We start from the raw sequence: 24,741 nt of genomic DNA, 5'->3' as shown, positions 1-24,741 counted from the left end.
CATGAGCGGCGGGGGGTACACCGCGACGACCGAGGCGTTGTCGGCGGCGTCCAAGACCATCGGGGACCTGGCGGAGCACCTGCTGGACGACAACCCGGACCTCCGGACGGCGCAGGTGACGGCGGAGAAGTTCGGCCGGGCGCACGGCGCGCACGCGGCCAAGTACACCGCGGGCGCGCAGGCGCTGTGGGCCGCGGTTTCCGGCTACAGCAGCACTCTCGGTTCGTTCGGCACCAACCTCGGCACCGCCGGCTCGAGCTACGGCGCGAACGAAGACAACCAGGCGGGCGCGATCACGAACGCCGGGGGCTCGCTCTGATGGCCGAGAAGAAGAAGTGGTCCGACGTCAAGGCGATCCTGGACGACCCGAGCGTGCCGCCGGCGCAGAAGAGCGCGCTGATCAGCAGCTGGCTGCGGGAAAACCCGCCACCGCCGCCGTTCCTGGCCGACCAGGAGCCGGACGAGATCAAGCAGAAGCGGGAAGAGGCCGGCAGGTACGCGCAGGCGTACAACGCGAACCCGCTGTTCGCCGGCCAGTCCGTCGACCAGGCCTACGACAAGGCGAAGCAGAGCGGCGACCAGAACAGCTACAACGAGGACCAGGAGAAGAAGGCCGTCGACGACGGCAAGAAGAAGCTCGACGAGACCCAGCCGCCGTCGGCCGAGAGCAGCGGCGGGACCAAGACCTCCGACGAGATCTTCGACGCGGCCGCGCCCGCGCTGAAGCTGTTCGAGACGTTCGGGTCGCTGCTCGCGAAGATCCCGGCCGACTGCCGCGGCAACACCCGCGCGCTCGACCTGGACAAGGACATCCGCACGCCGTTCGACGAGCAGCGCGGGATCAGCTTCGCGGACTTCGTCGCCGACGCGGGGCACTTCAAGCGTGGCTCGGAGACGGTGGACCGGACGCTCCAGGACACCGGCTCGCAGCTGGGCACCCTGTTCGGCAGCTGGAGCGGCGCGGGAGCCGATGCCGCGTCCGACACCTACAACGACAAGATCCAGCCGAAGGCGGCGAAGCTGTCCCAGACGCTCGGTACCGCGAGCGAGGCGACGCTGAACACGGCCACCACGGTGTTCCAGCTGTGCAAGGGCAAGGCCGACGCGGTCATCGGGATGTACACCGATCTGGTCGGCAAGGCCGACTACACGATGGCGCAGAAGGTCGTCGCCGTCGCCAACGGCGAACACGGGAACGAGCAGGACCTGGCCCAGATCGCGGGCTGGATGGACCTCAACTTCGGGACGAACCTGGTCAAGACGCTCAACGACCAGGGCTGCTGCGACGGCGACGAGATCAAGAAGCACGGCCAGGACCTGGCCAAGCAGTGGGTGCAGAACCAGTTCAACCCGGACATGTGGGACCGGCTGTACCAGGGGTTCGTGAAGACCTGCAAGGACACGAAGGACCTGGTCGACCAGGCGTACGACGCGCTCGACAAGGTGATGGGCGGGATCCGCAACGAGTTCGAGGGCGTTTCGCTGCCCGGGGGCAGTGGGGGCCCCGGTGGCGCGGGGAGCGGTTCGGGTGGCTCCGGGACGGCCGGCGGCACCGGTGGTGGTCCCGGTGGTTCGGGCGCCGGTTCTGGTTCGGGCGGCTCCGGGTCGGGTTCCGGGTCCGGCGGTGGTTCCGGTTCGGGAGGGTCCGGCTCGGGTGCCGGCGGCGGTGGCGGTTCGGTGCCGCCGATCCCGGACACGAGTTCGGCGTCCGGTGCGCCGGGCGGGGGTTCCGGGTCCGGCGGCGGTTCGGGTACCGACCTGCCGAGCGGCGTGGGCTCCGGCGGTGGTTCGGGTTCGGCCGGTGGTTCGGGTTCGGGCAGTGGCTCCGGATCGGGTGGTGGTTCGGTGCCGCCGATCCCCGACGGGTCCACCGCGTCCGGCGGTGGTTCCGCGGGTGGCGGCTCCGGCTCGCCGGCCGGCCAAGACGACGGAGCCGCGGAGGAAGCGGCCAAGCGACAAGCCGCGGAGGCGGCCAAACAGCAGGCGGCCCAAGAAGCCGAGGCGGCGAAGCAGAAAGCCGCGGACGCGCTGAAGCAGTTCAGCGGTCCCGGCATCCAGACGGAGTCCGGCGCCGGTCTCGGTTCGGGCGGTGGTTCCGGTTCGGGTGGCGGTTCGGGTTCGGGCGCGGGATCCGATGACACGACGCCGTCTTCGGTGGCGCCGCCGGCCGACAGCGGCCAGGACGCCGCGGCCGCGGCCGCGGAGGCGGCCAAGAAGAAGGCCGCGGATGCGCTGAAGGAGTTCAGCGGCCCAGGCATCGAGACGGAGTCCGGCGACGGCGACGGCGGCCTGGGCGGCGGTTCCGGTTCCGGCTCGGGCAGCGGCGCCGGTTCGGGTGGTGGCGACGGTGGCCAGGACGCCGCGGCCGCCGCGACCGAGGCGGCCAAGAAGAAGGCCGCGGATGCGCTGAAGGAGTTCAGCGGCCCGGGCATCCAGACGGAGTCCGGGGACGGCGCCGGCGCCCTGGGCGGCGGGTCGGGTTCGGAGGGCGGCGAGCCGGGCGCGGGTTCCGGCGACGACGGCAAGGCCACGGCCGAGCAGGCCGCGGAGGAAGCGAAGAAGAAGGCCGCAGAGGCGCTGAAGGAGTTCGGCGGCCCGGGCATTCCCACCGATCCCGGCGACGGTTCCGGCCTCGGCGGCGGGGACGCCGACCACGACGGCAAGCCCGACAGCCTGCTCGGTGACGACGGCAAGGGCGAAGGCGACGACGATCCGGACGTCCTCAAGGTCAAGCAGGGCGACAAGACCTTCGAGATGACCGAGCCGGACCACGACGGCAAGATGGACATCAAGGTCGGCGACGGACCGGGCGACCCGAAGGACTTCAAGCTCGACTGGTCCGAAGCCAAGCCCGGCGACGGTCCGCAAGGGACGGACACGGACACGTACCGCCCCGGCGCCGACGGCAAGATCCACATCCGCGACGGCGACCTCGAGATCACCGCGGAGCGCCCCGACGGCCCGGACGGCCCGACGGTGGTGACCGTCGACGACGGCAAGGGCACCCCGACGACCTACACGCTGGGCGAGGACGACAAGGCCTCGGGCGCGCTCGGCGACACCCCCGAGAAGAAGCCCGACGACCTGCCGACCCACCGAGGAACCCTCGAAGACCTGGCACGGGGCGACAGCGGCAACCCGGCTTCCGTCGCCGGCGGGGACGGCTCGCACCACGACGGCGGCTCCGGCGACCCGACCTCGTCCGGCGACGGCTCGCACCACGGCGGCGGCTCCGGCCACGGCGCCGCGGATGGTTCGTCCGGTGGCGGGCACGGTGGCGCGGGCGGCGGCTCCGGCGAGCCGGGCTCCCACGGCGGCGGTGGCGGCGCCCACTCCGCCCCCTCGTCGGCCGGGATCGGCGGTGGGTCCCACGGCGGCTTCTCGGGCGCTGGCTTCGACCCGTCCGGCGCGGGGCTCGGCGAATCACCCGTCTCCGGCGGCGCCCACACCGGCGCCGGTCCCGTCCAGCCGCAGCCCGCGTTCGCGTCGGCGGCCGGCGGCCCGTCCGGACCCACCGGGGCGGCCGGCTCGTCGATGTCCGGGATGCCCGGCATGGGCGCCATGGGCGGGGCCCAGGGCGGTGGCGGCGACACCGAACGCCGTGCCCCCGCCTACCGCATCGAAGGCGCCGTCTTCGACAACCTCGGCGAGCCCGGCCGGCGGATCATCGGCTCCCTCGACGACGAAGACCCGCCGTCCCGGACCTGGTAGGAGGACGCATGACCGACATCGCCGGGATGAAGGCCGAGCTCGACGGCCTCGTGCGCGAACAGGCCGATCGCCGTGCCCTGCGCGAACAGCAGGGCGAGGAGATCAAGGCGCGCTCCCACGAGTACATGACCAAGCAGGTCCAGGCGGCCGAACGGTACGTCCAGCACGTCCGCGAAATGGCCCAGCGCAAGACGAAGTCCGGCTGGAGCACCGACCGCTCGCACGCCGAACCGGCCTCCGCCTTCGCCGCCGAGGAGTATTCCGCCGGCTTCGAACCGGCGCCGCGGCCCGTGCGGGACGAACCGCGGGCCGCCCGGCGGCCCCGGGCCGCCGTCGAAGAGGACGAGGACTTCAACAACCCCTGGTGAACCACAGGTCGACGGCGATCTCGCGCAACCGCACGGTGAACGTCTCCGCCGGGGCCAGCCGCCGCCGGAGTTCCGCCTCGAACGCGGCCCGCCGGTCGCCGAACAGGTGCGGTGCCGAGCTCGACAGCGAGAACACCCCGGCGACGACGTCGTCGACCGTCCGGGTCACCACCCGCCCGGGCACCTCGAACCGCCGCGGGCCGTGGAAGCCCGCCGCGCGGTAGATCGCCGCCTCGCCGCCGGGCGTGCCCGCGGGCAGCGCACTCCGGCCCGCGCGCCGCACCGGGCCGAGGTATTCGCGCACCAGCTCCGCGATCGCCGGGTGCACGCTCTCGTGCGTCGACGCGTGCACGTGGGCGCAGACGCCGTCCGGCGTCAGTGTTCCGCGCACCGCGGCGGCGACGCGGGGCCGGTCCAACCAGTGGAACGACTGCGCGAAGGTGACCAGCCGGAACCGCCCCAGCCCGGCGGGCAGCTCCTCCGCGCGCCGGTGCACCCACCGGCAGTTGCCGGCGTTCCCCGCGAGCCGGCTCGCCTCGGCGAGCATGTCGCCGTCGGCGTCGAGCCCCACCGCCTCCTCGAACAGCCCGGCCAGCAGCAGCGTCAGCGACCCCGGCCCGCAGCCGACGTCGAGCAGCCGCCCGGTGCCGTCCAGCCCGAGCTCGTCGGCGAAGGCCGTGGCGAGCTCGGGGGGATACGCCGCGCGGCCCTGCGCGTAGTACCGCGCGCTGCCCGAATAGAGGGACGGATCCCATTCCCACGCGTCGGTCACGTCCCCAGCGTAGATACTCGGGTCATGGACGGCTGGTGGCGCGACGCGGTGGTCTACGAGGTCTACGTCCGCAGCTTCGCCGACTCCGGCGGCGACGGCACCGGGGATCTGGCCGGTCTCCGCGCTCGCCTGGGGTACCTGGCCGAGCTGGGTGTCGACGCCGTGTGGACCACGCCGTGGTACCGCTCGCCGATGGTCGACGGCGGGTACGACGTCGAGGACCACCGGTCGGTGGACCCGCTGTTCGGCACCGACGCCGACGCCGTCGCGCTGATCACCGAGGCCCACCGGCTCGGGCTGCGCGTGGTGATCGACGTCGTCCCGAACCACACCTCGGACCGGCACCGGTGGTTCCGCGCCGCGCTGGCCGCCGGCCCCGGCTCGCCCGAACGCGCGCGCTACCACTTCCGGCCCGGCCGCGGCGACCGGCCGCCGAACGACTGGCGCAGCGTCTTCGGCGGCCCCGCCTGGACCCGCGCCCCGGACGGCGAGTGGTACCTGCACCTGTTCGCCCCGGAGCAGCCGGACCTCGACTGGGAGCACCCGGAAGTCCGCGCGGACTTCGAAGACCTGCTGCGGTTCTGGTTCGCCCGCGGGGTCGACGGCGTCCGCATCGACGTCGCCCACGGCCTGCTCAAGGACCCGGAGTACCCCGACCTCGGCGTGGACGACGAGGAGATCGTGCGGCCACCGGACCGCAGCCGCCACCCGCACTGGGACCGCGACGGCGTGCACGAGATCTACCGGTCGTGGCGCCGGGTCGCGGCCGAGTTCGGCCCGGACCGCGTCTTCGTCGCCGAGGCGTGGGTCGACCGCCCGGACCGGCTCGCCCGGTACGTCCGCCCGGACGAGCTGCACACCGCGTTCAACTTCGACTTCCTGCGCTGCGCCTGGGATCCGGCGGCGTTGCGGGAGGTGATCGACCGGACCTTGGCGGCCCTCCACGCGGTCGGCGCGCCGGCGACCTGGGTGTTGTCGAACCACGACGTGGTCCGCCACGTCACCCGCTTCGGCGGCGGACGGCTGGGGACGCGGCGGGCCCGGGCGGCGCTGCTGCTGATGCTCGCGCTGCCCGGGGGCGCCTACCTGTACCAGGGCGAGGAACTGGGCTTGGCGGAGGTCGAGGACCTGCCCGAGGAGCTGCTGGCCGACCCGACGTGGGAGCGCTCGGGACGCACCCGCCGCGGCCGCGACGGCTGCCGCGTCCCGCTGCCGTGGTCGGGAACGGAGCCCCCGTTCGGCTTCACCGACGGCGGCGCGCCGGCCTGGCTGCCCCAGCCGGCCGGGTGGCGGACCCTGACGGCCGAGGCACAGGCGGCCGACCCGGCCTCGATGCTGGCCCTGTACCGCACGGCGCTTGCTTTGAGGCGGGAGCACCCGGCACTGGGGGACGGGACGATGACGTGGTCGCCCGCGCCGGAGGGCGTGCTGTCGTTCACGCGCGAGCCGGGGTTCGGCTGCGTGGTGAACCTGGGGGACGGCCCGTGTGGGCTCCCCGGGGACGCGCGAGTGGTGCTGGCGAGCGGACCGCTCGACGGCGGCCGGGTCCCGCCGGACACCGCGGTGTGGTTCGGCGTGGGGTGATCGGGTGCTGGCGACCGGCGCGGCGCCGGGTGGATGGTCGCGAGACATCCTCGCCGCCAGCCCTCCGCCGCCCGCCAACGCCGCCTCGCCACCCCGCCACCCCGCCGCCGCGCCGCCTCGCCACCCCGCCGCCGCGACCCGCCAACCCCGCCGCCGCGGTCGTGTCGAGCCGTGCCCTCGCGCACCCCAGCCACAGAAGGGCTCGCCGGGAGTTGAACCCGGGCCCGCCACCCGGTTCGGTAAAGGGGTGTGAAACCCGGCGCGGCGGGGTATCCGGTCCCGTTCGTTTCGCCGCCGAATCGCTCCGGAGGTCTTCCGATGCCCGTGCGCACCGCCACTCCGCCTGCCCAGGATGTCGTCGGCCTGGCTCTGGAAGTTCTTGCCGCGCAAGGACTCAGCCGTTCGGCCGCGCAGGCCGCCCTGGTTTCCATGGCCAGGGAACGAGGCCTGACCGTGGCGCGGTCCGCCGCGCTCGTCGTGGCCGCCGTCGACGGGCGGGTGGGCTGATGGCCTTCACCGCACGGGCCGGGGACCAGGACACCGCCTCCGTCGGCGGGAGCGTGCTGCTCGCCGTCGGGCTCGTCGTCGCCTTCTTCGGCTGGTGGTCCTGGTGGGCCGTCGCCGGGCTCGCCGTCGCCGCCGCGGGCGCGCTGTGGCTCACAGTCGCCCGCCGGGACGAGTAAGCCGGCCGGGACGGGGAACGCCGCTTCCGACCGAGCATCGAGCCAGGAGGAGGCCGTTCATGGCGGAGCACGACGAAGACGTCATCCAGTTGCTGGAGCGCCAGCACCGGGAAATCCGCGAGCTGTTCGCCGAGCTGGAAACCGCGGAAGGAGACCGGCGGCGAGACCTGTTCCACGACCTCGTGCGGCTGCTGGCCGTGCACGAGACGGCGGAGGAACTGGTCGTGCACCCCGAAATCCGCGACCTCGAGCCCGCGGCGAAGCCCGTCGTCGAAGCCCGGCTGGGCGAGGAGCACCGGGCCAAGGAACTGCTGACCACCCTGCAGAAGATGGGCCCGGAGGCCGACGGCTTCGACACCCTGCTCGTCCAACTGCGCGAGGACGTCCTCGCCCACGCCGAGCACGAGGAGCGCGAGGAGTTCCCGCTGCTGCGGGCGCACCGCCCGCCGGAGCGGCTCCGGGCGATGGCCGCGACCGCGAAGGTGGCCGAAGCCGTCGGGCCGACCCGGCCGCACCCCGGTGTCGAAAGCGCGAAGGCCAATCTGCTGCTGGGCGCGCCCGCGGCGATCATGGACCGGGCCCGGGACCTCATCCGCGGCGCGCTGGGCGGCTGACCATGACCGAGCCGGAAGAAGACGTCACCGATCCGGAGGAATTCGCCGAGGAGGCCGGGATCGACCCGACTCCGCAGGAGGTCGCCGAGTACGAGGAGCTGGCGAAGAAGAACCCGCCCTGGTCGTCGCCGGACTGAGTGGGTACTCCACGGGCATGGCAGCAGACCCGGCCCGCAAACTGCGGCGCTACCAGGAGATGCGCGACTTCGACCGGACCGCGGAGCCGGCCGGCGGGGCCGCGGCGGGCGTGGACGGCCACCGGTTCGTCGTGCAGCGGCACCGGGCGCGCCGGCTGCACTACGACTTCCGCCTGGAACTCGACGGCGTGCTGGTCAGCTGGGCCGTGCCGAAGGGCCCGACGCTGGACCCGAAGGCCCGCCGGCTGGCCGTGCACGTCGAAGATCACCCGATCGAGTACGCCGGGTTCGAGGGCGTCATCCCGCGCGGCGAATACGGCGGCGGGGACGTCATCGTCTGGGACCGCGGCGTCTGGCGGCCGGTCGAAGCCGACCCGGCCCGCGCGATCGAGGCCGGGACGCTGCACTTCGACCTCGAGGGCGAGAAGCTGGCCGGCCGGTTCGTCCTCGTCCGGACCAGCCGCGGCGAGAAGGACCAGTGGTTCCTCCTGCACAAGCAGGACGAGCACGCGCAGGCCGGCTGGGACGCCGAAGACCACCCGCGCTCGGTGAAGAGCGGCCGCACCAACGACGAGGTCGCGGCCGCTCCCGACGCCCTCTGGCACGGCGACCGCCCGGCCGCCGAGGCGGAGGAGCCCGTCGGCGGCTGGCAGGCCCCGACCGAAGACGAACTCGCCGCCCTCGACGCGCTGGGCGCCAAGGGCCGGTGGTCGGTCGCGGGCCGCGAGCTGGCCCTGACCAACCTGGACAAGGTGCTCTTCCCCGCCGCCGACGGCGGGAAGCCGGTCACCAAGCGCGACCTCATCCGGTACTACGTCACGGTCGCGCCGTCGATGCTGCCGTACCTGGCGGGCCGCCCGCTCAACACCCACCGGTTCCCGCAGGGCGTCACCGAGGCGGGCTTCTGGCAGAAGGAAGTCCCGCGGCACGCGCCCGACTGGCTGACCACCTGGCGCAACGAGCGCGCCGACCCGGGGGAGAGCCAGCGGTACGTCGTCGCCGACAGCGTCGCGACCCTGGCCTGGCTGGCCAACTACGGGGCGCTGGAGCTGCACGCCTGGACTTCCCGCGCCGCCGACGTCGACCACCCGACGTGGGTGCTGTTCGACATCGACCCGGGCCCGGAGACGACGTTCGAGGAGGTCCTCGACCTGGCGCGGCTGCACCGCACCGCGCTCGAGCACCTCCGCCTCACCGGACGGCCCAAGGTGACCGGGCAGCGCGGCATCCAGGTGTGGGTGCCGATCGAGCCGCACTGCACCTTCGAGCAGACCCGCACGTGGGCGGAGACGGTGTCCAAGACGATCGGGCGGGTGCTGCCCGACCTGATCAGCTGGGCCTGGACGAAGGACAAGCGCCGCGGCCGCGCCCGGCTCGACTACACGCAGAACGTGCTGAACAAGACGCTGGTCGCGCCCTACAGCGTCCGTCCGCGGCCCGGCGCGCCGGTTTCGGTGCCGCTGGAATGGGACGAGCTCGACGACCCGGAGCTGGCGCCCGACCGGTGGACGATCCGCGACGTCCCGGCGCGCCTGGCCGAGCGCGGAGACCCGTTCTCGGTGCTCCTGGGGCTCCGCCAGAAGCTGCCCGGCCTGTAGCCCTCAGGCCTGGACGGTCTCCAGCTCCCGCGGCTGCAGCCGGTCGAGTTCCGCGCGGGACAGGTGCGGGCGCCCGCCCGCGTGCCCGGTCGTCGCCGCGGCGGCCGCGACGGCCAGGCTCGCCGCCGTCTCCAGGGGACGGCGGCGGGTCAGCGCCGCGGTCAGGGTGGCGACCAGCGCGTCCCCGGCACCGGTCGGGTCGACGACCTCGGTGTCGACGTCCGGCACGAACCAGGTGCCCTCCGGCCCGGCGAACAGGTTGCCCTGACCGGACACCTCCAGCACGACCAGGGACGGGCCCCGCCGCCGGAGGTCCGCGGCGGCGCGCGCGGCGGCGGCGACGTCGTCCACCGGCCGGCCGGTGAGGAGCTCGGCTTCGTGGCCGTCCGCGCGCACGACGTCGGCGAGCGCGAGCAGGTCCGACGTCAGCGTGTCGTCCTGCGGGGCGCCGTCGAGCACGACCCGGGTGCCCGCCGTGTGCGCCAGCCGGGCCGCCATCAGGGCGGCCGGTGCCGGCTGCTGCAGCTGCACGATGAGGGACGCGGCCGCCGAGATCGGGGCGGACGCGGCGAAGACGTCGTTCTCGGTGAGCAGCGTGCCCTCCGGGACGTGCTCGAGGTAGCGGCGGCGGCCGTGGTCCTCGACGACGTCGACGAGCAGGGCCGTCTCGGTGCCCGCCCGGCGGATCACGTGGGAGGTGCCGATCCGGTCGGCCCGGGCCTGCGCGAGCAGCGCGTCCCCGGTGCGGTCGCGGCCGACGACGCCGACCAGCGACACCGACATCCCGAGCTGGCCCAGCGCCACGGCCTGGTTCGCGCCCTTCCCGCCGAGCAGCTCCTGGCGGTGCCGCACCGGCGCCGACGAGTCCGCGCCGGGTGCGTCCGGGACCTCGATCACCAGGTCGCGGGCGATCTGCCCGGCGACGACCACTTCGCTGAACATCATCGGGACCACCGGTGGGTCATGGCGCCTCCTCGGATCACCGTTCGGTTACCCAGGGTGTGCAACGGGATAAACCGCTCGTTCGGGTCGGGGGTTGCCGGGCGCCGTCCGGGGTAGCCCTGCCGCCATCAGCGACGACGGGAAGGTGGCCGAGCTGCGCCGGCTGGCCGCTGACCGCTTCGGCTGGGCCGAGCTGTCCGCCGAGCAGACCGAGGCGATGCGCGCGGCGGCCGGCGGGCGGGACGTGCTGGCGGTGCTGCCCACCGGGGCCGGCAAATCGGCGATCTACCAGGTACCCGCCCTGGTGCTGCCCGGCCCGACGGTGATCGTTTCGCCGTTGCTGGCGCTGCAGCGCGACCAGATCGAGGGCCTGGACGCCGCGGCGGTGCCCGACGCGGTGGCCCTCGACTCGCGGCAGTCGGCGGGCGAGCGGGACCGGGTGTGGGCGGCGATCCGGCGCGGCACGGCGGAGTACGTCTTCCTGTCGCCGGAGCAGCTCGCGAAGGACGAGGTCGTCACCGGGCTGGCCGAGGCGGGCGTGTCCCTGTTCGTCGTCGACGAGGCCCACTGCGTTTCGGCGTGGGGCCACGACTTCCGGCCCGACTACCTGCGGCTGGCCCCGGTGATCGACCGGCTGGGCCGGCCGCCGGTCGTCGCCCTCACCGCCACCGCGGCCGCGCCGGTCCGCGACGACATCGTCGCCGCGCTCGGCCTGCGTGACCCGGTGCGGGTGATCGCGAGCTTCGACCGGCCGAACCTGCACCTGGCGGTCGCGCGGTTCACCGACGATGCCGGCAAGCGGGCCGCGGTGGTGGACCGGGTGGCGGCGATGTCCGGCAGCGGGCTGCTCTACACCGCGAGCCGCCGGGAGACCGAGGACTACGCGGAGGCGCTGTCGGCCGGGGCGTCCGTGCCTTCGCCTACCACGGCGGGATGAAGGCGGCCGACCGCGACGCGGTGCACGGGCGGTTCGCCGCGGGGGAGACCGACGTCGTGGTGGCGACCTCGGCGTTCGGCATGGGCATCGACCAGCCCGGCGTGTGGTTCGTGGTGCACGCGTCCGTCCCGGACTCGGTCGACACGTACTACCAGCAGATCGGCCGCGCCGGCCGCGACGGCGAACCGGCCGAGGTGCTGCTCTGTTACCGGCCCGAAGACCTGGCGCGGCAACGGTTCCTCACCCGGTCCGCGCCGCCGGAGGCCGAGCTCCGGGCCGTGGTCGAAGCGCTGCGGCCGGGCCGCTGGGCCGGCGGCAGCTGGCCGAGGCCGTGCCTGGCCCGTCCGCGCGGCGGACCCGCGCCCTCGGCCTGCTCGAACGCTGCGGCGACGTGCTGACCGGGCCGGACGGCCGGTTCGCGCTCACCGACGCCCGCGCGGGCACCGGGGCGGTCGTCGGGCGGGCGCTCGAAGCGGCGGAGCGGGCGGCCGAGCTGGTCCGCTCGCGGGTGGAGATGCTGCGCGCGTACGCCGAAACCACCGGCTGCCGCCGCCGGTACCTGCTCGGGTACTTCGGCGAGGAACTCGCGGCGCCGTGCGGCAACTGTGACACCTGTGAAGCCGGTGCCACGGCCGAGGAACCGGCGCCGGCCGGGGAGTTCCGCGCGGAGAACGTCCGGCACGCCGAGTGGGGCCGCGGGGTCGTGAGGACCGTCGAGGAGGACAAGCTCACCGTCCTCTTCGACGACGTCGGCTACCGGACGCTGTCGCTGCCGGTGGTGCGGGAACAGGACCTCCTCGAGCGCTGCTGAGCGCAGCCGGGTGATCGGGTTCCCCCGGACGGCCCTGCAGGGTGGCCCTTCCGCGTGGCCGGTCCCACATATCCCGGCCGCGTCGGAGGCGGCGGACCGCCGGGTGCGGTAAATCAAGGGAACCAAGACCGGTGGAGGAACGGTGACCGAAACACTCGTGAATGCGGCGGATCGCTGGAGACCCCTCGCCGAACTGCTGCAGGCGCTGCTCGAGCGCATCTCCGGCGAAGTGCCGGGCTGGCTCGGCGCGGGCCTGACCGTCGGCCGCGGCGACCGGCCGCTGCGGGTGCTGGCCACCGCGGGCGTCGCCGAGCAGCTGATCCCCGCCCAGCTGGCGCACGGCGGCCCGGTCCTGGTCGCGGCCGGCACCGGCGAGCCGGTCGTCACCGACCGCCTCTTCGGCGACCCGCGCTGGCCGGAGCTGCTCCGCGAGACCGTGTTCGACGGCGGCCCGGCGGCGGAGACGATCCGCGGTGCCGCGGCGCTGCCCGGGTTCTGGGACGAAGACGGTGCGTTCGTCCTGTCGGTCACGCTCGACCGCGCCCCGGACGACGAAACCCTCGCCGTGCTGCGGCGGTACGCGAAACTCACCGAGATGACCCTCGTGGTCGCCGAGACCGCCACCGCGGGCGACCCCGACCAGACGCTGGACCTGCTGGCCTCCCGGGCCGCCATCGAGCAGGCGAAGGGCGCGATCATGGCGGTCCGCCGGTGCCCGCCGGACGAGGCCTGGCAGACGCTGCGCCGGGCCAGCCAGGAGTTCAACGTCAAGGTCCGCGAGGTGGCCGTCGCCCTCGTCGAGTACCTGGGCGGCGAGGTGGCGGCCCCGGCGCAGGGCGTCCGGGAGATCCGGCCGAGCGCCCCGGCCCACCGCGCCGCGGAGCGGCTCTGGTCGGCCTTCACGAACGTCTCGCCCTGAAGGAGAGCGTTTCCGGATCGGGCGTTTGGGTACCAAGACCCCGTCCTTGATCACTCTCCCGTGATCACCACACTGTGCCGCCGGCCCCGGCCGGCGCGGAAGGCCAACCGAACCCGTGTCCCCTGCCATTCCGGTCCCCACCCGGTCCGCGCCGCTGGTCGCGCGCCGGACGGAGTACCGCCCCGGTTTCCTCGTGCTCACCCTCGCCGGCGAAATCGACGCGCTGACCCTGCCGATCCTCGAGCGCGAGCTGGGCTCGGCCCCACCGGGGACGACCGTGGTGGACCTCACGCAGGTGGCCTTCGTCGGCCTGGCCGGCGCCCGCGCCCTGGCCGCGGCCGCCGAGCGGGCGGGCGCCGCGGGACGGCGCTTCGGGGTCGTGGCGAACAGCCGGACCCTGGCGCGCCTGTTCCGGATCACCGGGCTGGCCGCCGTCGTGCCGATGTTCGCGTCGCTGTCCGATGCGCTGCGGGAGCTCCTGGCCCCCGAGGTGCACGACACCGCCTGCTGACCCGGGCCGGTCTTGTCGGCCGAGGGCGGCGGTGCGGGTAATCACCGGTGCCGTGGCGCGAGCGCACCCTCAGCGTGTGGTCCACCGGGCGATCAGCACGCCCGCGTCCTGCCGGAACTCCCCGCCGCCGTGGGTGAGGACCGCCCGGGTGAGCCGGCGGGCGACCTCCGGGGGCAGTTCGCCGGCGTCGCGGACCAGGTGGGCGGTGATCCGCGCGCGGCCGAACGGTTCCCCGGCACCGTCCGCGGTTTCGGCGACGCCCCGGGAGCACAGCGCGAGCAGGTCGCCCGGTTCGAGCCGCAGCTCCGTGACTGGCGGCGGCCCGCCGGCCGAGGTGAAACCCGGTGCGGCGGGCCCGGTGACCGGCAGGACCTCACCACCGCGGACGACCACGGGCGCCGGGAACCCGCCGCCGAGCACGCGCAGCACGCCGGTGCCCAGATCCAGCTCGGCGAGCACCCCGCCGACGGCCGGGAGGCCGGGCCGGCCGTCGAGCTCGGCGCCGATGGCCGTGAACTGCTCGCCGAGGGAAGCTCCGCCGTGGCGGGCGGCGCGGTAGGCGGCGAGGGCGCTCACGACCGCCGTGTTCGCGGCGCGCGTGCGCGCGCCGGTGTCGAACATCGCCAGCTGTGCACGCTCCTCCGAGAGGGCGTAGTCGAACACGGTGCCGCAGAGGTCGTAGGCCGGCTGGACGCTCCCGCCCACGACGACGCGTTCGGTCGCGCCGGTCAGCGGCGGCAGGCTCTGCCACAGCAGTTCGGCGGGGGAATCCCGGCGGCGGAGCCGGCGACGGCGGTCCAGCCCGTCGCCGTACTGGGTGGTGATCGTGACGAGGTGCCCGAGCAGCGCGGCCAGCCACCGGCACTGCTCCCGCAGCGCGGGGTCGTCCGGGCCGGCGTCGCCGGCCGGGACGATTTCGAGGACCCCGAGCCGTTCCACGCCGTCGAGCAGGACCGTCCACAAGGTCCCGTCGCGGGTCAGGGTGGCGGCGCGGCGGTACACGTCCCCGCCGACGGTGGTGTCGATGTCGAGGGCTCCGGCGCCCGGCTGCAGCGGCACGAGGGTGCGCTGGTCGTAGTCGGCCAGGTAGACGCGGACCGTCAGGTCGAGCGCGCGGCCCGCTTCGGCGACGACGGCCGGGAGCCGCTCCGGCGGGGCGCGGTGGGCGCCTTCGAGCAGGTCCACCAGCGCTTTCAGGGGACCGTGCAACGGCTTCGCGTCCTGGACGGAGTGGCTGTAGGGCGCGCGGGCCGGCCCGGCCACCTCGTCGAGCCGCTCGTTGACGGCGTGGGCGACCATGTCGCGGTCGACGCGGGGGAGCGTGACCAGCCCGTTGAGGTAGGCGTCCAGTTCCAGCAGGCTCAGGCTGCCGCCGAGCGCGAAGTACCGCATCCACAGCTGTTCCAGCGTCAGCTCGCTCCGGGTGAAGCAGGCGGCGACCAGCCGCCGCTGTTCCTCCTCGGGCAGGAAACGCATGCGCTCACCCTTCCGACGGCACGGGGCCGACGAGGTGCGCGGCGGCCTCGGCCGGGGTGGTGCCGCCGTCGCGGGCCAGCGCCAGCAGGCGGTCGAACGCGGCCTCCTCGCCGAGACCGTCCCGGCCCATGAGGAAGCCCTTCGCCATGGCGATCCGGTCCCGGTCACGCAGCGTGTCCTTGAACTGCTCGCTGAACCGGCCGGCCCGTTCGTAGGCGCGGGCGTTGGCGACCAGGACCGCGGCGCGGTCGGCGAACGACACCAGCGCCCGCTCGTCGACGGGACCGAAGGCGCCGGGAGCCGTCGCGTAGACCTTGATGGCGCCGTGGCAGCCGTCTTCGGTGACCATCGGGGCGGTGACGACCGACCGCAGCCCCGAGCCGGCGACCGCGGCGCACCACCGGGTCCAGCGCCGTTCGGTGGTGACGTCGTCGATCCGCTGCGGCGAGCAGCCGGCCAGCGCGGCGAGGCAGGGACCCTCGCCGAGCTCGTACTGGAGGGCGTCGGCCTCCCGCACCAGCGGGCCCGACGCGCTCGTCGTGACCAAGCCGCCGCCGGTGTCGACGAGGGTGACCCCCACGCCCGAGGCGGCGGGGATCGTCGTCCCGGCCAGCGAAACGATCAGTTCCAGCACCGAATCCACGGTTTCGCGCGACAGCAGCAGCCCGGCCATCCGGGCGGCGACGGCGGCGAGCTCACCGTCCAGCGGCAGCTCGGCCGACGCGGCCTGTTCCGACGACATGGCCGGTGATTACCAATCCGGGGGCCCCGGTAAACCCCCGCGGAGTACCCGCGGCGCGGGTAGGTTGGCCCGGTGAACGGGCAGCTGGGGCGGGGCATCAACTTCGGCAACGCGCTCGACGCGCTGGGTGACGGTCCGGAGCTGCCGCTCGACGAGCGGTACTTCGACGAGGTGGCCGAAGCCGGCTTCGACACCGTCCGCCTGCCGGTCCGGTGGTCGGCGCACGCCGGGGCCGCGCCACCGTACGCGATCGATCCGGCCTTCTCCCGGCGCGTCGACGCGGCCGTGGGCACGGCGCTCGACCGGGGTCTGCAGGTGGTGGTGGACGTCCACCACTACCACGAGCTCTGTGCCGCACCGGACGAGCAGCTTCCCCGCTTCCTCGCGCTCTGGCGGCAGATCGCCGGCCGCTACGCAGGCCACTCCGGACAGCTCTGTTTCGAACTCCTCAACGAACCGCGCGGGCAGCTCACGGCGGCCCGGTGGAACGCCGTGCTGGCCGAAGCCCTCGCCGTCGTCCGTGCGGCCGACCCCGGCCGCCGCGTGATCATCGGGCCCGCCGAGATGAACGGCCCCGAAGCGCTCTCGGCGCTCGAGGTGCCGGACGACGGCCACCTGATCGCCACGATCCACTACTACGCGCCGTTCGAGTTCACCCACCAAGGCGCCGGCTGGGTGCCCGGGGCCGGGCGGTGGCTCGGCCGCACCTGGGGCGGCGCCGCGGACGAGGACGCCGTGCGCGCCGACCTGGCCGGGGTCGCGGCCTGGGGGCGGGAGCGGCGGCTTCCCCTGTTCATCGGCGAGTTCGGGGCCTTCTCCGCGGCGGACACGATCTCCCGCGCGCGGTGGACGGCGTTCGTCCGGGCCGAGGCCGAGCGACTCGGCATGAGCTGGGCCTACTGGGAGTTCGGCACGGACTTCGGCGCCTTCGACCTGGAGCGGGCGGCCTGGCGAGAGCCGTTGCGGCAGGCCCTCCTCGGCGGCGAGGAGGCCGACGGCCGCGCGCGGTGACCCGCGGACATGGATCGGCGCGGAATGGGTACTCGAGGACACTTCGCGTCCGAACGGGGAGGAGCAGCCATGGACCGCCCGGACCCCGCCGCCCCGGCGTCGCCCCTGTTCGACGAGGTCACCGGGGCGCTGGAAGCGCTCACCGCGGTGCTGCGGGAGGAGGACGACTTCCGGATCCTGCTGCAGCACGTGTGCCGTCAGGTCCGCCACGTCGTCCCGGGCGTCGACGAAGCGTCGATCACGCTGGTGACCGGGGAGGTGCCGCACACGGCGACCGCGACGGGCGAGGTGGTGGCCGAGCTCGACCGCGAGCAGTACCGGATCGGCGACGGCCCCTGCCTGGAGGCGATGCGCGGCGGCAAGATCGTCCGCACCACGGTGGCCGACGCGCTGCAGGAGTGGCCGCGCTTCGCGCGCGGCGCCCGGGACGCCGGCTTCGGAAGCTTCCTCGCCGCGCCCCTGGTGGCCGACGAGCGGTTCTCCGGTGCGATCAACTGCTACGGACGGCAGGACGACGGCTTCGCGGAAATCGGAGCGCAGCTGCTGGAGCTCTACACGGCCGCGGTCGAGGCGATCCTGCGCGTGTACCGCCGGTACCTGCACGCCCGCGAGACCGCCGAGCACCTGCGGACCGCGCTGACCTCCCGCGCGATCATCGACCAGGCCAAGGGCATGCTGATGGCGATCCGGCAGGTCGACGCCGACGACGCCTTCGCCCTGCTGGTGGAGCAGTCGCAGCGGGAGAACGTCAAGCTGCGCGAAGTCGCGGAGCGGTTCGTCGAGCGGGTGATCTCGGGGCACGTCTTCCCGCGGTAACGTGAGGTCGTGGCGGGGAGCAGGATCACGGTGCGGGTCGGCGAGCGGCAGCTGACCCTCTCGAACCTCGAGAAGGTGCTCTACCCCCGGCACGGTTTCACCAAGGGCGAGGTGCTCGACTACTACACGCGGATCGCGCCGGTGCTGCTGCCGCACATCCGCGACCGGGCGATGACGTTCGTGCGGTTCCCCGACGGCGTCGCCGGCGGTTCGTTCTTCGAAAAGGACGTCTCCCGGCACGCCCCGGACTGGGTCCGGACCGCGCGCCTGACCGTCGGCGGCCGCGGCAAGGACCCCGAGATCGTCGCGTACCCGCTGATCAACGACCTGCCCGAGCTCGTGTGGGCGGCCAACCTCGCGGCCCTCGAACTGCACGTCCACCAGTGGACGGTCGGACCCGGCGACGAGCGCGGCACCCCGGACCGGCTGGTGTTCGACCTCGATCCGGGGCCCGGCGCGTCGGTGGTCGACTGCAGCCGGGTCGCCGAACGGCTGCACGACGTCCTCGTCGAGGACGGGCTCACCCCGGTGGCGAAGACCAGTGGCTCCAAGGGGATGCAGCTCTACGCCGGCGTCGTGACGACGGACGGCGGCGAGCCGTCGCGGTACGCCAAGGCGCTGGCCGAGCGGCTCGCCGCGGAGACGCCGGACCTCGTCGTGGCGCGGATGACGAAGAACCTGCGCCCGGGCAAGGTCTTCATCGACTGGAGCCAGAACAACCCGTTCAAGACCACCGTGGCGCCGTACTCGCTGCGGGGGCGCGACGAGCCGACGGTGTCGACGCCGGTCACCTGGGACGAGGTCCGCGCCTGCCGGCACGTCACGCACCTGAGGTTCACCGCGGGCGAAGTCCTGGAGCGCGTCGAAGACTTCGGAGATCTGTTCGCCGATCTGGAACGCACCCGGGTACCGATTCCTGCGTTCGGCTGAACTTCGGGAAGCTCCATTCGCTCCGGCCGCGCCGGGGTGATTCCGGTGAATTGCGGGAAAACGCCGTCACCTGCGGATTTGATCGTCCACAATAGATTCGTGCACGTGCAGACGGGCGTGTCGCTGCACGGCAGGGGATTGCGATGTCCGGCGGTGGGCCGAACTGCGCGAAATCGGTACGGTGGCGCACGAACCGCGACAGCCGTCGCGGCGGTGAAAGACAATGATATGGCGGCCGTTGCCGGTCTTGTCGAACGTGGCGAAAGGAAACGGGTGTCCGGCCTGATCGACACCGATCTCGAATTCTGGTTCCAGCGCGGGCTGCGCGCGTATCTCGGCGAGGTGGCGCGCGCGCTCGGCTTCGGCCTGGAATCCTGCACCGTGGACGTCGACGTCCCGGTGTCGGCGTACCTGGCGGTGGACTGGCGGCTGCGCCGGTTCCCCGACCGCGACGTGGCGCTGCTCTGGGACGAGGTGCACGGCTGGGCGGTCGCCGTCGAGGCGGCGTGCGGCGAGGAGATGATCGTGCTGTCCTACCTCGGCGGCGCGGACATCCTGCCGCCACCGCACGCGGTGGTGCGCTTCCTGACCGCGCTGCGGGCCGGCGCGCGGGAACCGGACCGGCCGGGCTCACCCGTGCTGCGCCGGGCCGGCCGTCACCAGGAGCTGCTCCCGCTGCTGCCGACCCGCTGACCCTCCACAATGGACGGTCCCCGGTCGCGTGGGCTCGGAGCACCGGGATGGTCGTGGCGTACTTCGGGAAGCCGTGACGGCCGTCACGTGCCGGGCTGTCACATCGGCCCGGACCGCGGAGTCGTGGGGGTGACGGACCCCGACCCCCCGGGGCCGCGAACCCCGAGGAGTTCCGATGCACACCGCGTACCTGATCGTCACCGTCGCCGCCGCGGCCTGGGTCGGTTTTTCGGCCGTCTCGATGTTCGCCCGCGCGAAGTGGGTCGTCGAGCCGATCACCGAGTACGGCGTGCCCCGGTCGTGGTGGAACCTGCTCGGCACGGCCAAGGCGGCCGGCGCGGCGGGACTGCTCGCCGGGCTCTTCTGGACGCCGATCGGGATCGCGGCGGCGATCGGCCTGGTGCTGTACTTCACCGGCGCGCTGATCACCGTGGCCCGGGCCCGGTCGTACGCGCACCTGCCGTTCCCGGTGCTCTACCTGGCGCCGGTGGTCGCTTCGCTGGCCCTGCTGCCCTGATCGGCGAGCCAGGTGAGCGCCTCGGCGGCGTGGTGCAGCACCGACAGGTGGCCCTCGCCGGGCACGGGCCGGTACTCCGAGTGGGGGCACCGCCCGGCGAGCCACGCGCTGTGCGCGGCGGGGACCATCCGGTCCTGCTCGCCGTGCAGGAGCAGGACGGGCGCGGTGATCCGCGCGGGATCGCCGCCCCACGGCGTGACGTAGGCCAGGTCGTCGTCGATCAGCCCGCCGGGCCCGTCCGCGAGCGCCGCGCGGACGACCTCGTCCAGCCACGACCACGACCCGGTGAGGGCGGCCATGTCGGCGGCGGTGAAGACGTCCGGATCGAACTCGGCGGCGGCTTCGTGGGCTTCCTTGGCGACCCGGCCTTCGCTGGCGGCCCGCAGCGAGCCGGCACTCGCGGCGGCCATGCCCCCGAACCAGTCGAGCCCGGCGGCATCGAAGGGCGCGACGGCGGCCAGGCTCGCCACGGCGAGTACCCGCTCCGGCAGCAGGGCGGCGCAGGCCAAGGCGTGCGAACTCCCGCCGGAGTGCCCCATCAGGGCGAACTCGCCGATCCCCAGCGCATCGGCAACGGCGGCGACGCACTCCGCGGCGATCCCGACGGTCCGGCCCGGCACCGGCGTCGAGGTGCGGTAGCCGGGCCGGTCGAAGGACACGAACCGGACGCCGAGCTCCTCGGCGAGCGGCAGCAACGGCCCGGGCGGCGCCCCGGTGTTGGGCGTCCCGTGGTGCCAGAAAACGGTGAGCCGCGCGGGGCCGCCGGTGTCGTAGAGGTGCAGGGTGCGCCCGCCGGGCAGCGCCAGGTCCGTTTCGGTGACCATCAGCGGGCCAGCCGCTGCGCCAGCCAGGCCAGAGAGAGCGGGTACCGGTAGTCGATCCCGCCGTGGCCGGCGTCGAACAGCTCGAAGTGGACGCGGTCGTCCGGCAGGCCCGCGCGGTCCACCTCCGCCCGGAACGCCTCCGCGCCGATGTCGAGGAAGTACTCGTCGCTGGTGCCCGCGTCGATCCACACCGCGCGCAGGGAGCGGACCGCCTCCGCGTGGCCCGCCACCATCCGGACCGGGTCCCAGTCCAGCCAGCGCTGCCACTGCTCCGGCCGCAGGGCGCCGGTCAGCGGGTCGAACGGCAGCTCCGGCGTCCCGTCGTCCCTCGCGGAGAAGCACGCCGAAATGCCGAGCATCATCAGCAGGGTCGCGTCTTCGGGCTCGGTGAACGCCGGGCGGCTCCGGAAGTCCGCCCACCACGCCCGGATGTCCTGGTCGTACCGGCGCAGGGCGCGCACCGCCTTGCCGAAGTCGGGGATGTAGCACAGCTCGTACGCCGCGTCGCCCGCGTGCGTCGCCAGCGCGCCGAACAGGTCCGGCCGCAGCATCGGGGTGATCATCGCACCGAAGCCGCCGGACGACTTGCCCGCGATCGCCCGGGACGCGCGGTCGGGCAGGGTGCGGTAGTGCTCGTCGACCCACGGCACGATCTCGTCGCACAGGTAGGAGTGGTACCGGCCGGTGCCCGGCGAATCGACGAACTGCGAGCCCCCGTAAGCGGTCCACGCGTCGACGTACACGACGACGCAGCCCGGCGCGCCGGCGGCGAAGACGGCGTCGGCGGTCTCCACGAACGGCTGCCGGAACGGGGTCCGGTTGGCCCACATCGTCAGGTGGCCGGTGTAGCCCTGGATGACGTACACCGCCGGGTAGCGCTCGTCGCCGTCGTCGTAGCCCGGGGGGACGTACACCCACAGCGGCCGTTCATGCGGGTCGCCGAGCGGGTTGCCGCGCAGCAGCGTGGAAGTCACGGTGTGCCGGTCGAGCCGGCCGGCGAGTTCGCCGTCCCAGGGCAGCATGCGGCCAGTCAACCACGATTCATCCGGTGGCAAGATCACCTGGGGTAATCCGGTCGCCCCTCGCCGGGCCCCTCTGGCACGATCGGGCGGGTGCGCCCGGTCGAGATCGCCTGCGACGAGTCGGGCTCGGAGGGCGAGAACCTGCTCGGCGGCGAGACCGACGTCTTCGCCCACGCCGGCGTCCGGATGTCCTGGCCCGAGGCCACCGCGTGCGTGCGGGAGATCCGCGCCCGCATCGGCTCGCCCGCCGAGGAGTACAAGGCCAACCACCTGCTGCGCGCCAAGCACCGCGCGGTGCTCGAATGGCTGCTCGCCCCGGACGGCCCGCTCGACGGCCGCGGGCACGTGCACCTGACCGGCAAGACGTTCTTCGCCGTGCGCGCGGCGGTCTCGCTGCTGGCCGAGCAGGGCACGGACGCGATGGCGCGCACCCTCCACCGCACCGGCCCGGCCGCGTTCGGCGCCGCCCGCTGGCAGTTCTTCCTGACCGCGTTCACGAGCGTGCTGCGGCTGAAGCCGCGTCGTGGCGTCACGACGTCGCCGCCGGAATTCTTTGCGCTGGTCGAGGAGCTGGCCCGGATTCCCGGCGAAGCCGCCGAGATCGTGGGCCGGTTCCGCGGCGGCGCCGAGCGGGTGGCCGCCTACCGGGCCCGGCTGGCGGGCGATCCGGGGCTGGTGCCGGTGCTGGACCCGCTGGTACCCGCGGTGCTCCACACCGTGCGGCACTTCAGCGACGGCGGCACCCCGGTCGCCCTGGTGCACGACGAGCAACTGGCCCTGACGCCCGAGCGCGTGCTGCAGCTCAAGGCGACGCTCGGCCCCCGTCTGGCGGATGTGCGTTTCGTCGACTCCCGGGCCGACGCGCGGGTCCAGATCGCCGACTTCCTGGCCGGCGTGGCGCGCCGGATCGCCTCCGACGACCTGAACGGCCACGGCGACCCGCGGCTGACGTCGCTGCTGAGGGTGTTCGTCGACGCGGGTTCCGTGTGGGACGGGACGGGTTCGCTGCTGCCCGGCCTCGAGCGGGACGGCGGCTGACGGCTCCGGCCACGTACCCTGGCCTGGTGCGGACCCGGCCCACCCTCTCCTGGACGTCGGCGGACGCGCCGCTGCCGCGGACGTCCAGCCTCGACGAGCTGACCGGTGTCGTCGCGCGCGGCCGTGTCGCCGTGCTCAGCGGGGCCGGGTTGTCCACCGAATCCGGGATCCCCGACTACCGCGGCGAAAGCGGCAGCCTGCGCCGGCACACGCCGATGACCTACGACGAGTTCGTCAGCAGCGCCGAAGGGCGGCAGCGGTACTGGGCGCGCAGCCACCTCGGCTGGCGCACGATCGCCCGCGCCGATCCCAACGACGGCCACCGCGCGGTGACCGCCCTGCGCGACGGCGGGTACGTCCGCGGAGTCATCACGCAGAACGTCGACGGCCTGCACCAGGCGGCCGGCACGACGGACGCCGTCGAACTGCACGGCAGCCTGGACCGCGTCGTCTGCCTGGACTGCCGCCGCACCAGCCCGCGCGCGGAGCTCGACCGCCGGCTGCGGGCGGCCAACCCCGGCTTCACCGGCGCGGCCACCCGGATCAACCCGGACGGCGACGTCGAGCTGCCCGCCGACGTCGTGCGCGGCTTCCGGACGGTGCCGTGCGAGACCTGCGAAGGCGTCCTCAAACCGGACGTCGTGTTCTTCGGCGAGAACGTGCCGCGGCCGCGGGTCGAGCAGTGCTACCGGCTGGTCGACGACGCCGAGGCGCTGCTGGTGCTCGGCTCGTCCCTGACCGTGATGTCCGGGCTCCGGTTCGTCCGCCACGCGGCGAAGGCGGGCAAACCGGTGGTGATCGTCAACCGCGGGGAAACCCGCGGCGACCGCTACGCCGCGGTGCGGGTCGACCGGCCGCTGGGGCCCGCGCTGACCGAACTGGTCAGCCGGCTCGGCGCGGATCGCGGCCGAACCGCGTGAGCAGCCGGTCCTGGCGGGACGCGCCGGGCTCCGCCGGCGGCGGCTCGGCGAAGAACCGCGGGCTCAGGGCCAGCCCGGCGAAGATCGTGTCGTAGTCCTCGTCGAGCCACGCGACCAGGCCCGGGTCGAGCGTCTCGTCGGCGCCGAGCGCGCGGGCGAGGTCCCAGGTGTGCACGGTGCTGTCCGCCGTCCGCACGGCCAGCGCCTGCCGCCCGGTGAGCTTGCCGAACGGGTAGTCGACCACGCGGTCCAGGGCGCCTCCTTCGGTGAAGGCGGCCGCGCAGGCCCGGACCGAACCGGTGAACGCGGTGACGGGGTCGTCCCCGAGCGCGTCTTCGTCCCGCCGGGCCAGGAACTCCTCCCGGGTGACCCCGCGCAGCATGCCGACGTAGTTGAGGTTGCCGCGGGTCATGTGGTTGACCAGCGCCCGGACGTCCCATTCGGAGCACGGCGTCGGCGCGGTCCAGCCGTCCGGCGGCACCGCGCGCAGGTGGTGCTCGAAGCCACGGGAGGCGAGCAGGTAACGATCGAGGAGCATGGCGCGAGTCTGTCGGGACCGGCCGAGGCGGCGCCAGCGGATATCGGACGTCGAGCACGAGCCGGTCCGGGCGGGTGGGGGGAACCCGTCCGGACCGGCTCTGGCGACGGACCTCCACAGCCGGTCGTCGCCTGCAAGACGCGGCGACCGGCCTCGTCGTTACAGCGGCTGCAACCCGCTCCACGACCAGCGGGGCACGGCGAGCCCCGCGGGGACCGCGGCGGGCGGGCCGGGGTAGGTGAGCACTTCGGCCACCGCCCACTCCATGTAGGACCGCAGCGCGGCGCGGAACTCCGGGTCGGCTGGCAGGCCGGCGTCGTCCGCGGCCTGCACGAAGCAGGCCACGAACCGGCGGCCGAGGTCGCTCATGTCGCCGTTGCCGGCGTGCATCCGGAGCATCGCCGAGTGGTCGCTGCACTCGCGCGAGAACCGCGGCGGGTCGCCCAGCACCTCGGCCCAGTACCAGGCGAGCCGCTCGACGTGCTGCGGGTGCTGCCCGGGGTGGGAGAACGGGTGGTTCAGCTCCGGGTCGGCCAGGCAGCGCTCGTGGTGAGCGGCGGCCAGCGCGCGGAACGCGGGGTCGCCGCCGGCGAATTCGTACAGCGTCGGACGCATCCGCCGAGCCTG

26 protein-coding genes and 1 pseudogene are annotated in these 24,741 nt (G+C 74.0%); 19 read left to right on the top strand and 8 right to left on the bottom strand.

Annotated elements, in window-relative coordinates; all coding sequences use genetic code 11:
• The first annotated feature begins 1 nt into the window (after position 1).
• From IE317_RS03675 to IE317_RS03665, 3 genes are read left to right on the top strand one after another with little or no spacing between them, the layout of a single operon-like run.
• The gene (locus tag IE317_RS03675; RefSeq protein WP_191306598.1) at positions 2-319 is read left to right on the top strand and encodes a hypothetical protein; all 318 of its coding nucleotides are present in this window, start codon (positions 2-4) and stop codon (positions 317-319) included.
• On the top strand, positions 319-3,711 hold the full coding sequence (locus tag IE317_RS45035) for a WXG100 family type VII secretion target (protein ID WP_191306597.1): 3,393 nt from the start codon (positions 319-321) through the stop codon (positions 3,709-3,711). The genes IE317_RS03675 and IE317_RS45035 overlap by 1 nt, the downstream gene beginning before the upstream one ends.
• Positions 3,712-3,719: 8 nt before the next feature.
• On the top strand, positions 3,720-4,079 hold the full coding sequence (locus IE317_RS03665) for a hypothetical protein (protein WP_191306596.1): 360 nt from the start codon (positions 3,720-3,722) through the stop codon (positions 4,077-4,079).
• Here IE317_RS03665 and IE317_RS03660 read toward each other — a convergent pair.
• A complete protein-coding gene (locus IE317_RS03660) occupies positions 4,063-4,851 on the bottom strand; it encodes a class I SAM-dependent methyltransferase (protein ID WP_191306595.1) in 789 nt (262 codons plus the stop codon). The two genes, IE317_RS03665 and IE317_RS03660, sit on opposite strands and share 17 nt — an antisense overlap.
• Positions 4,852-4,875: 24 nt before the next feature.
• Between IE317_RS03660 and IE317_RS03655 the strand changes: the two genes are divergently transcribed.
• The 6 genes from IE317_RS03655 to ligD (IE317_RS03635) all read left to right on the top strand — a co-directional run bounded on the left by IE317_RS03655 (position 4,876) and on the right by ligD (IE317_RS03635) (position 9,467).
• On the top strand, positions 4,876-6,435 hold the full coding sequence (locus IE317_RS03655) for a glycoside hydrolase family 13 protein (protein WP_191306594.1): 1,560 nt from the start codon (positions 4,876-4,878) through the stop codon (positions 6,433-6,435).
• Positions 6,436-6,753: 318 nt separating this feature from the next.
• Positions 6,754-6,942, top strand: coding sequence for a hypothetical protein (locus tag IE317_RS03650; protein ID WP_191306593.1), 189 nt, complete (start codon positions 6,754-6,756; stop codon positions 6,940-6,942).
• Positions 6,942-7,118 carry a hypothetical protein gene (locus tag IE317_RS03645; RefSeq protein ID WP_191306592.1) on the top strand — a complete coding sequence of 59 codons (177 nt, stop codon included), beginning with the start codon at positions 6,942-6,944 and terminating at the stop codon, positions 7,116-7,118. Before IE317_RS03650 ends, IE317_RS03645 begins: the two co-directional genes overlap by 1 nt.
• 59 nt (positions 7,119-7,177) lie before the next feature.
• Positions 7,178-7,732 (top strand): hemerythrin domain-containing protein, encoded by a 555-nt coding sequence (locus tag IE317_RS03640; protein WP_191306591.1) that lies wholly within the window; start codon positions 7,178-7,180, stop codon positions 7,730-7,732.
• 2 nt (positions 7,733-7,734) lie between these two features.
• Positions 7,735-7,869, top strand: coding sequence for a hypothetical protein (locus IE317_RS45030; protein ID WP_268246846.1), 135 nt, complete (start codon positions 7,735-7,737; stop codon positions 7,867-7,869).
• A 17-nt stretch (positions 7,870-7,886) separates the two neighbouring features.
• Complete coding sequence (ligD, locus tag IE317_RS03635; RefSeq protein WP_191306590.1) at positions 7,887-9,467, top strand: non-homologous end-joining DNA ligase; 1,581 nt, start codon at positions 7,887-7,889, stop codon at positions 9,465-9,467.
• 3 nt (positions 9,468-9,470) lie between these two features.
• On the opposite strand, the gene IE317_RS03630 is transcribed toward ligD (IE317_RS03635), so the two are convergent.
• A complete protein-coding gene (locus tag IE317_RS03630; protein WP_229902445.1) occupies positions 9,471-10,412 on the bottom strand; it encodes a PfkB family carbohydrate kinase in 942 nt (313 codons plus the stop codon).
• Between the two features lie 124 nt (positions 10,413-10,536).
• Here IE317_RS03630 and IE317_RS03625 point away from each other — a divergent pair.
• From IE317_RS03625 to IE317_RS03615, 3 genes and pseudogenes are all read left to right on the top strand, one after another.
• Positions 10,537-12,157: pseudogene (locus tag IE317_RS03625) on the top strand (RecQ family ATP-dependent DNA helicase).
• Positions 12,158-12,299: 142 nt separating this feature from the next.
• Positions 12,300-13,076, top strand: coding sequence for an ANTAR domain-containing protein (locus IE317_RS03620; protein WP_191306588.1), 777 nt, complete (start codon positions 12,300-12,302; stop codon positions 13,074-13,076).
• Between the two features lie 115 nt (positions 13,077-13,191).
• A complete protein-coding gene (locus tag IE317_RS03615) occupies positions 13,192-13,587 on the top strand; it encodes an STAS domain-containing protein (RefSeq protein WP_191306587.1) in 396 nt (131 codons plus the stop codon).
• A 69-nt stretch (positions 13,588-13,656) separates the two neighbouring features.
• Here IE317_RS03615 and IE317_RS03610 read toward each other — a convergent pair whose 3' ends face one another.
• Positions 13,657-15,063, bottom strand: coding sequence for a PP2C family protein-serine/threonine phosphatase (locus IE317_RS03610; RefSeq protein WP_191306586.1), 1,407 nt, complete (start codon positions 15,061-15,063; stop codon positions 13,657-13,659).
• Positions 15,064-15,067: 4 nt separating this feature from the next.
• Positions 15,068-15,805: a GAF and ANTAR domain-containing protein gene (locus IE317_RS03605; RefSeq protein WP_191306585.1), complete on the bottom strand. Its 738-nt coding sequence runs from the start codon at positions 15,803-15,805 to the stop codon at positions 15,068-15,070.
• Between the two features lie 72 nt (positions 15,806-15,877).
• Between IE317_RS03605 and IE317_RS03600 the strand changes: the two genes are divergently transcribed.
• From IE317_RS03600 to IE317_RS03580, 5 genes are all read left to right on the top strand, one after another.
• Positions 15,878-16,816 (top strand): glycoside hydrolase family 5 protein, encoded by a 939-nt coding sequence (locus tag IE317_RS03600; protein WP_191306584.1) that lies wholly within the window; start codon positions 15,878-15,880, stop codon positions 16,814-16,816.
• A 69-nt stretch (positions 16,817-16,885) separates the two neighbouring features.
• Positions 16,886-17,632 (top strand): GAF and ANTAR domain-containing protein, encoded by a 747-nt coding sequence (locus IE317_RS03595; protein WP_191306583.1) that lies wholly within the window; start codon positions 16,886-16,888, stop codon positions 17,630-17,632.
• A gap of 9 nt (positions 17,633-17,641) precedes the next feature.
• Positions 17,642-18,562 (top strand): non-homologous end-joining DNA ligase, encoded by a 921-nt coding sequence (gene ligD / locus IE317_RS03590; protein ID WP_191306582.1) that lies wholly within the window; start codon positions 17,642-17,644, stop codon positions 18,560-18,562.
• 273 nt (positions 18,563-18,835) lie between these two features.
• A complete protein-coding gene (locus tag IE317_RS03585; protein WP_191306581.1) occupies positions 18,836-19,255 on the top strand; it encodes a DUF6292 family protein in 420 nt (139 codons plus the stop codon).
• A gap of 175 nt (positions 19,256-19,430) precedes the next feature.
• Positions 19,431-19,772 carry a DoxX family protein gene (locus IE317_RS03580; RefSeq protein ID WP_191306580.1) on the top strand — a complete coding sequence of 114 codons (342 nt, stop codon included), beginning with the start codon at positions 19,431-19,433 and terminating at the stop codon, positions 19,770-19,772.
• Here the strand turns inward: IE317_RS03580 and IE317_RS03575 are convergent.
• Together IE317_RS03575 and IE317_RS03570 are read right to left on the bottom strand one after the other, a co-directional pair.
• Positions 19,730-20,596 carry an alpha/beta fold hydrolase gene (locus tag IE317_RS03575; protein ID WP_191306579.1) on the bottom strand — a complete coding sequence of 289 codons (867 nt, stop codon included), beginning with the start codon at positions 20,594-20,596 and terminating at the stop codon, positions 19,730-19,732. The genes IE317_RS03580 and IE317_RS03575 overlap by 43 nt on opposite strands.
• Positions 20,596-21,618 (bottom strand): alpha/beta hydrolase, encoded by a 1,023-nt coding sequence (locus IE317_RS03570; protein WP_191306578.1) that lies wholly within the window; start codon positions 21,616-21,618, stop codon positions 20,596-20,598. The genes IE317_RS03575 and IE317_RS03570 overlap by 1 nt, the downstream gene beginning before the upstream one ends.
• Positions 21,619-21,708: 90 nt before the next feature.
• On the opposite strand from IE317_RS03570, the gene IE317_RS03565 reads away from it, so the two are divergent.
• Together IE317_RS03565 and IE317_RS03560 are read left to right on the top strand one after the other, a co-directional pair.
• Entirely contained in the window at positions 21,709-22,656 is a 948-nt protein-coding gene (locus IE317_RS03565) for a DUF3800 domain-containing protein (RefSeq protein ID WP_191306577.1), read from the top strand.
• A gap of 26 nt (positions 22,657-22,682) precedes the next feature.
• Positions 22,683-23,576, top strand: a complete 894-nt coding sequence (locus tag IE317_RS03560) for an NAD-dependent protein deacetylase (RefSeq protein ID WP_191306576.1) — start codon at positions 22,683-22,685, stop codon at positions 23,574-23,576.
• On the opposite strand, the gene IE317_RS03555 is transcribed toward IE317_RS03560, so the two are convergent.
• Complete coding sequence (locus tag IE317_RS03555) at positions 23,539-24,114, bottom strand: TIGR03086 family metal-binding protein (RefSeq protein WP_191306575.1); 576 nt, start codon at positions 24,112-24,114, stop codon at positions 23,539-23,541. The genes IE317_RS03560 and IE317_RS03555 overlap by 38 nt on opposite strands.
• A gap of 159 nt (positions 24,115-24,273) precedes the next feature.
• A complete protein-coding gene (locus IE317_RS03550; RefSeq protein ID WP_191306574.1) occupies positions 24,274-24,729 on the bottom strand; it encodes a group II truncated hemoglobin in 456 nt (151 codons plus the stop codon).
• Positions 24,730-24,741: the final 12 nt, after the last annotated feature.

It is taken from the genome of Amycolatopsis bullii (assembly GCF_014654205.1).
Classification (GTDB): Bacteria; Actinomycetota; Actinomycetes; order Mycobacteriales; family Pseudonocardiaceae; genus Amycolatopsis; species Amycolatopsis plumensis.
The sequence above is the reverse complement of the archived record's forward strand: the minus strand, read 5'-3'. Positions and strand labels throughout refer to the sequence as shown.

Coding starts and splice junctions, on each gene's coding strand:
- IE317_RS45030 (WP_268246846.1), top strand. CDS start 7,735: ATGACCGAGCCGGAAGAAGACGTCACCGATCCGGAGGAATTCGCCGAG.
- IE317_RS03555 (WP_191306575.1), bottom strand. CDS start 24,114: ATGCTCCTCGATCGTTACCTGCTCGCCTCCCGTGGCTTCGAGCACCAC.
- IE317_RS03650 (WP_191306593.1), top strand. CDS start 6,754: ATGCCCGTGCGCACCGCCACTCCGCCTGCCCAGGATGTCGTCGGCCTG.
- IE317_RS03610 (WP_191306586.1), bottom strand. CDS start 15,063: ATGCGTTTCCTGCCCGAGGAGGAACAGCGGCGGCTGGTCGCCGCCTGC.
- IE317_RS03640 (WP_191306591.1), top strand. CDS start 7,178: ATGGCGGAGCACGACGAAGACGTCATCCAGTTGCTGGAGCGCCAGCAC.
- IE317_RS03675 (WP_191306598.1), top strand. CDS start 2: ATGAGCGGCGGGGGGTACACCGCGACGACCGAGGCGTTGTCGGCGGCG.
- IE317_RS03570 (WP_191306578.1), bottom strand. CDS start 21,618: ATGCTGCCCTGGGACGGCGAACTCGCCGGCCGGCTCGACCGGCACACC.
- IE317_RS03665 (WP_191306596.1), top strand. CDS start 3,720: ATGACCGACATCGCCGGGATGAAGGCCGAGCTCGACGGCCTCGTGCGC.
- ligD (WP_191306590.1), top strand. CDS start 7,887: ATGGCAGCAGACCCGGCCCGCAAACTGCGGCGCTACCAGGAGATGCGC.
- IE317_RS03605 (WP_191306585.1), bottom strand. CDS start 15,805: ATGTCGTCGGAACAGGCCGCGTCGGCCGAGCTGCCGCTGGACGGTGAG.
- IE317_RS03580 (WP_191306580.1), top strand. CDS start 19,431: ATGCACACCGCGTACCTGATCGTCACCGTCGCCGCCGCGGCCTGGGTC.
- IE317_RS03550 (WP_191306574.1), bottom strand. CDS start 24,729: ATGCGTCCGACGCTGTACGAATTCGCCGGCGGCGACCCCGCGTTCCGC.
- IE317_RS45035 (WP_191306597.1), top strand. CDS start 319: ATGGCCGAGAAGAAGAAGTGGTCCGACGTCAAGGCGATCCTGGACGAC.
- IE317_RS03645 (WP_191306592.1), top strand. CDS start 6,942: ATGGCCTTCACCGCACGGGCCGGGGACCAGGACACCGCCTCCGTCGGC.
- IE317_RS03630 (WP_229902445.1), bottom strand. CDS start 10,412: ATGATGTTCAGCGAAGTGGTCGTCGCCGGGCAGATCGCCCGCGACCTG.
- IE317_RS03575 (WP_191306579.1), bottom strand. CDS start 20,596: ATGGTCACCGAAACGGACCTGGCGCTGCCCGGCGGGCGCACCCTGCAC.
- IE317_RS03595 (WP_191306583.1), top strand. CDS start 16,886: ATGGACCGCCCGGACCCCGCCGCCCCGGCGTCGCCCCTGTTCGACGAG.
- IE317_RS03655 (WP_191306594.1), top strand. CDS start 4,876: ATGGACGGCTGGTGGCGCGACGCGGTGGTCTACGAGGTCTACGTCCGC.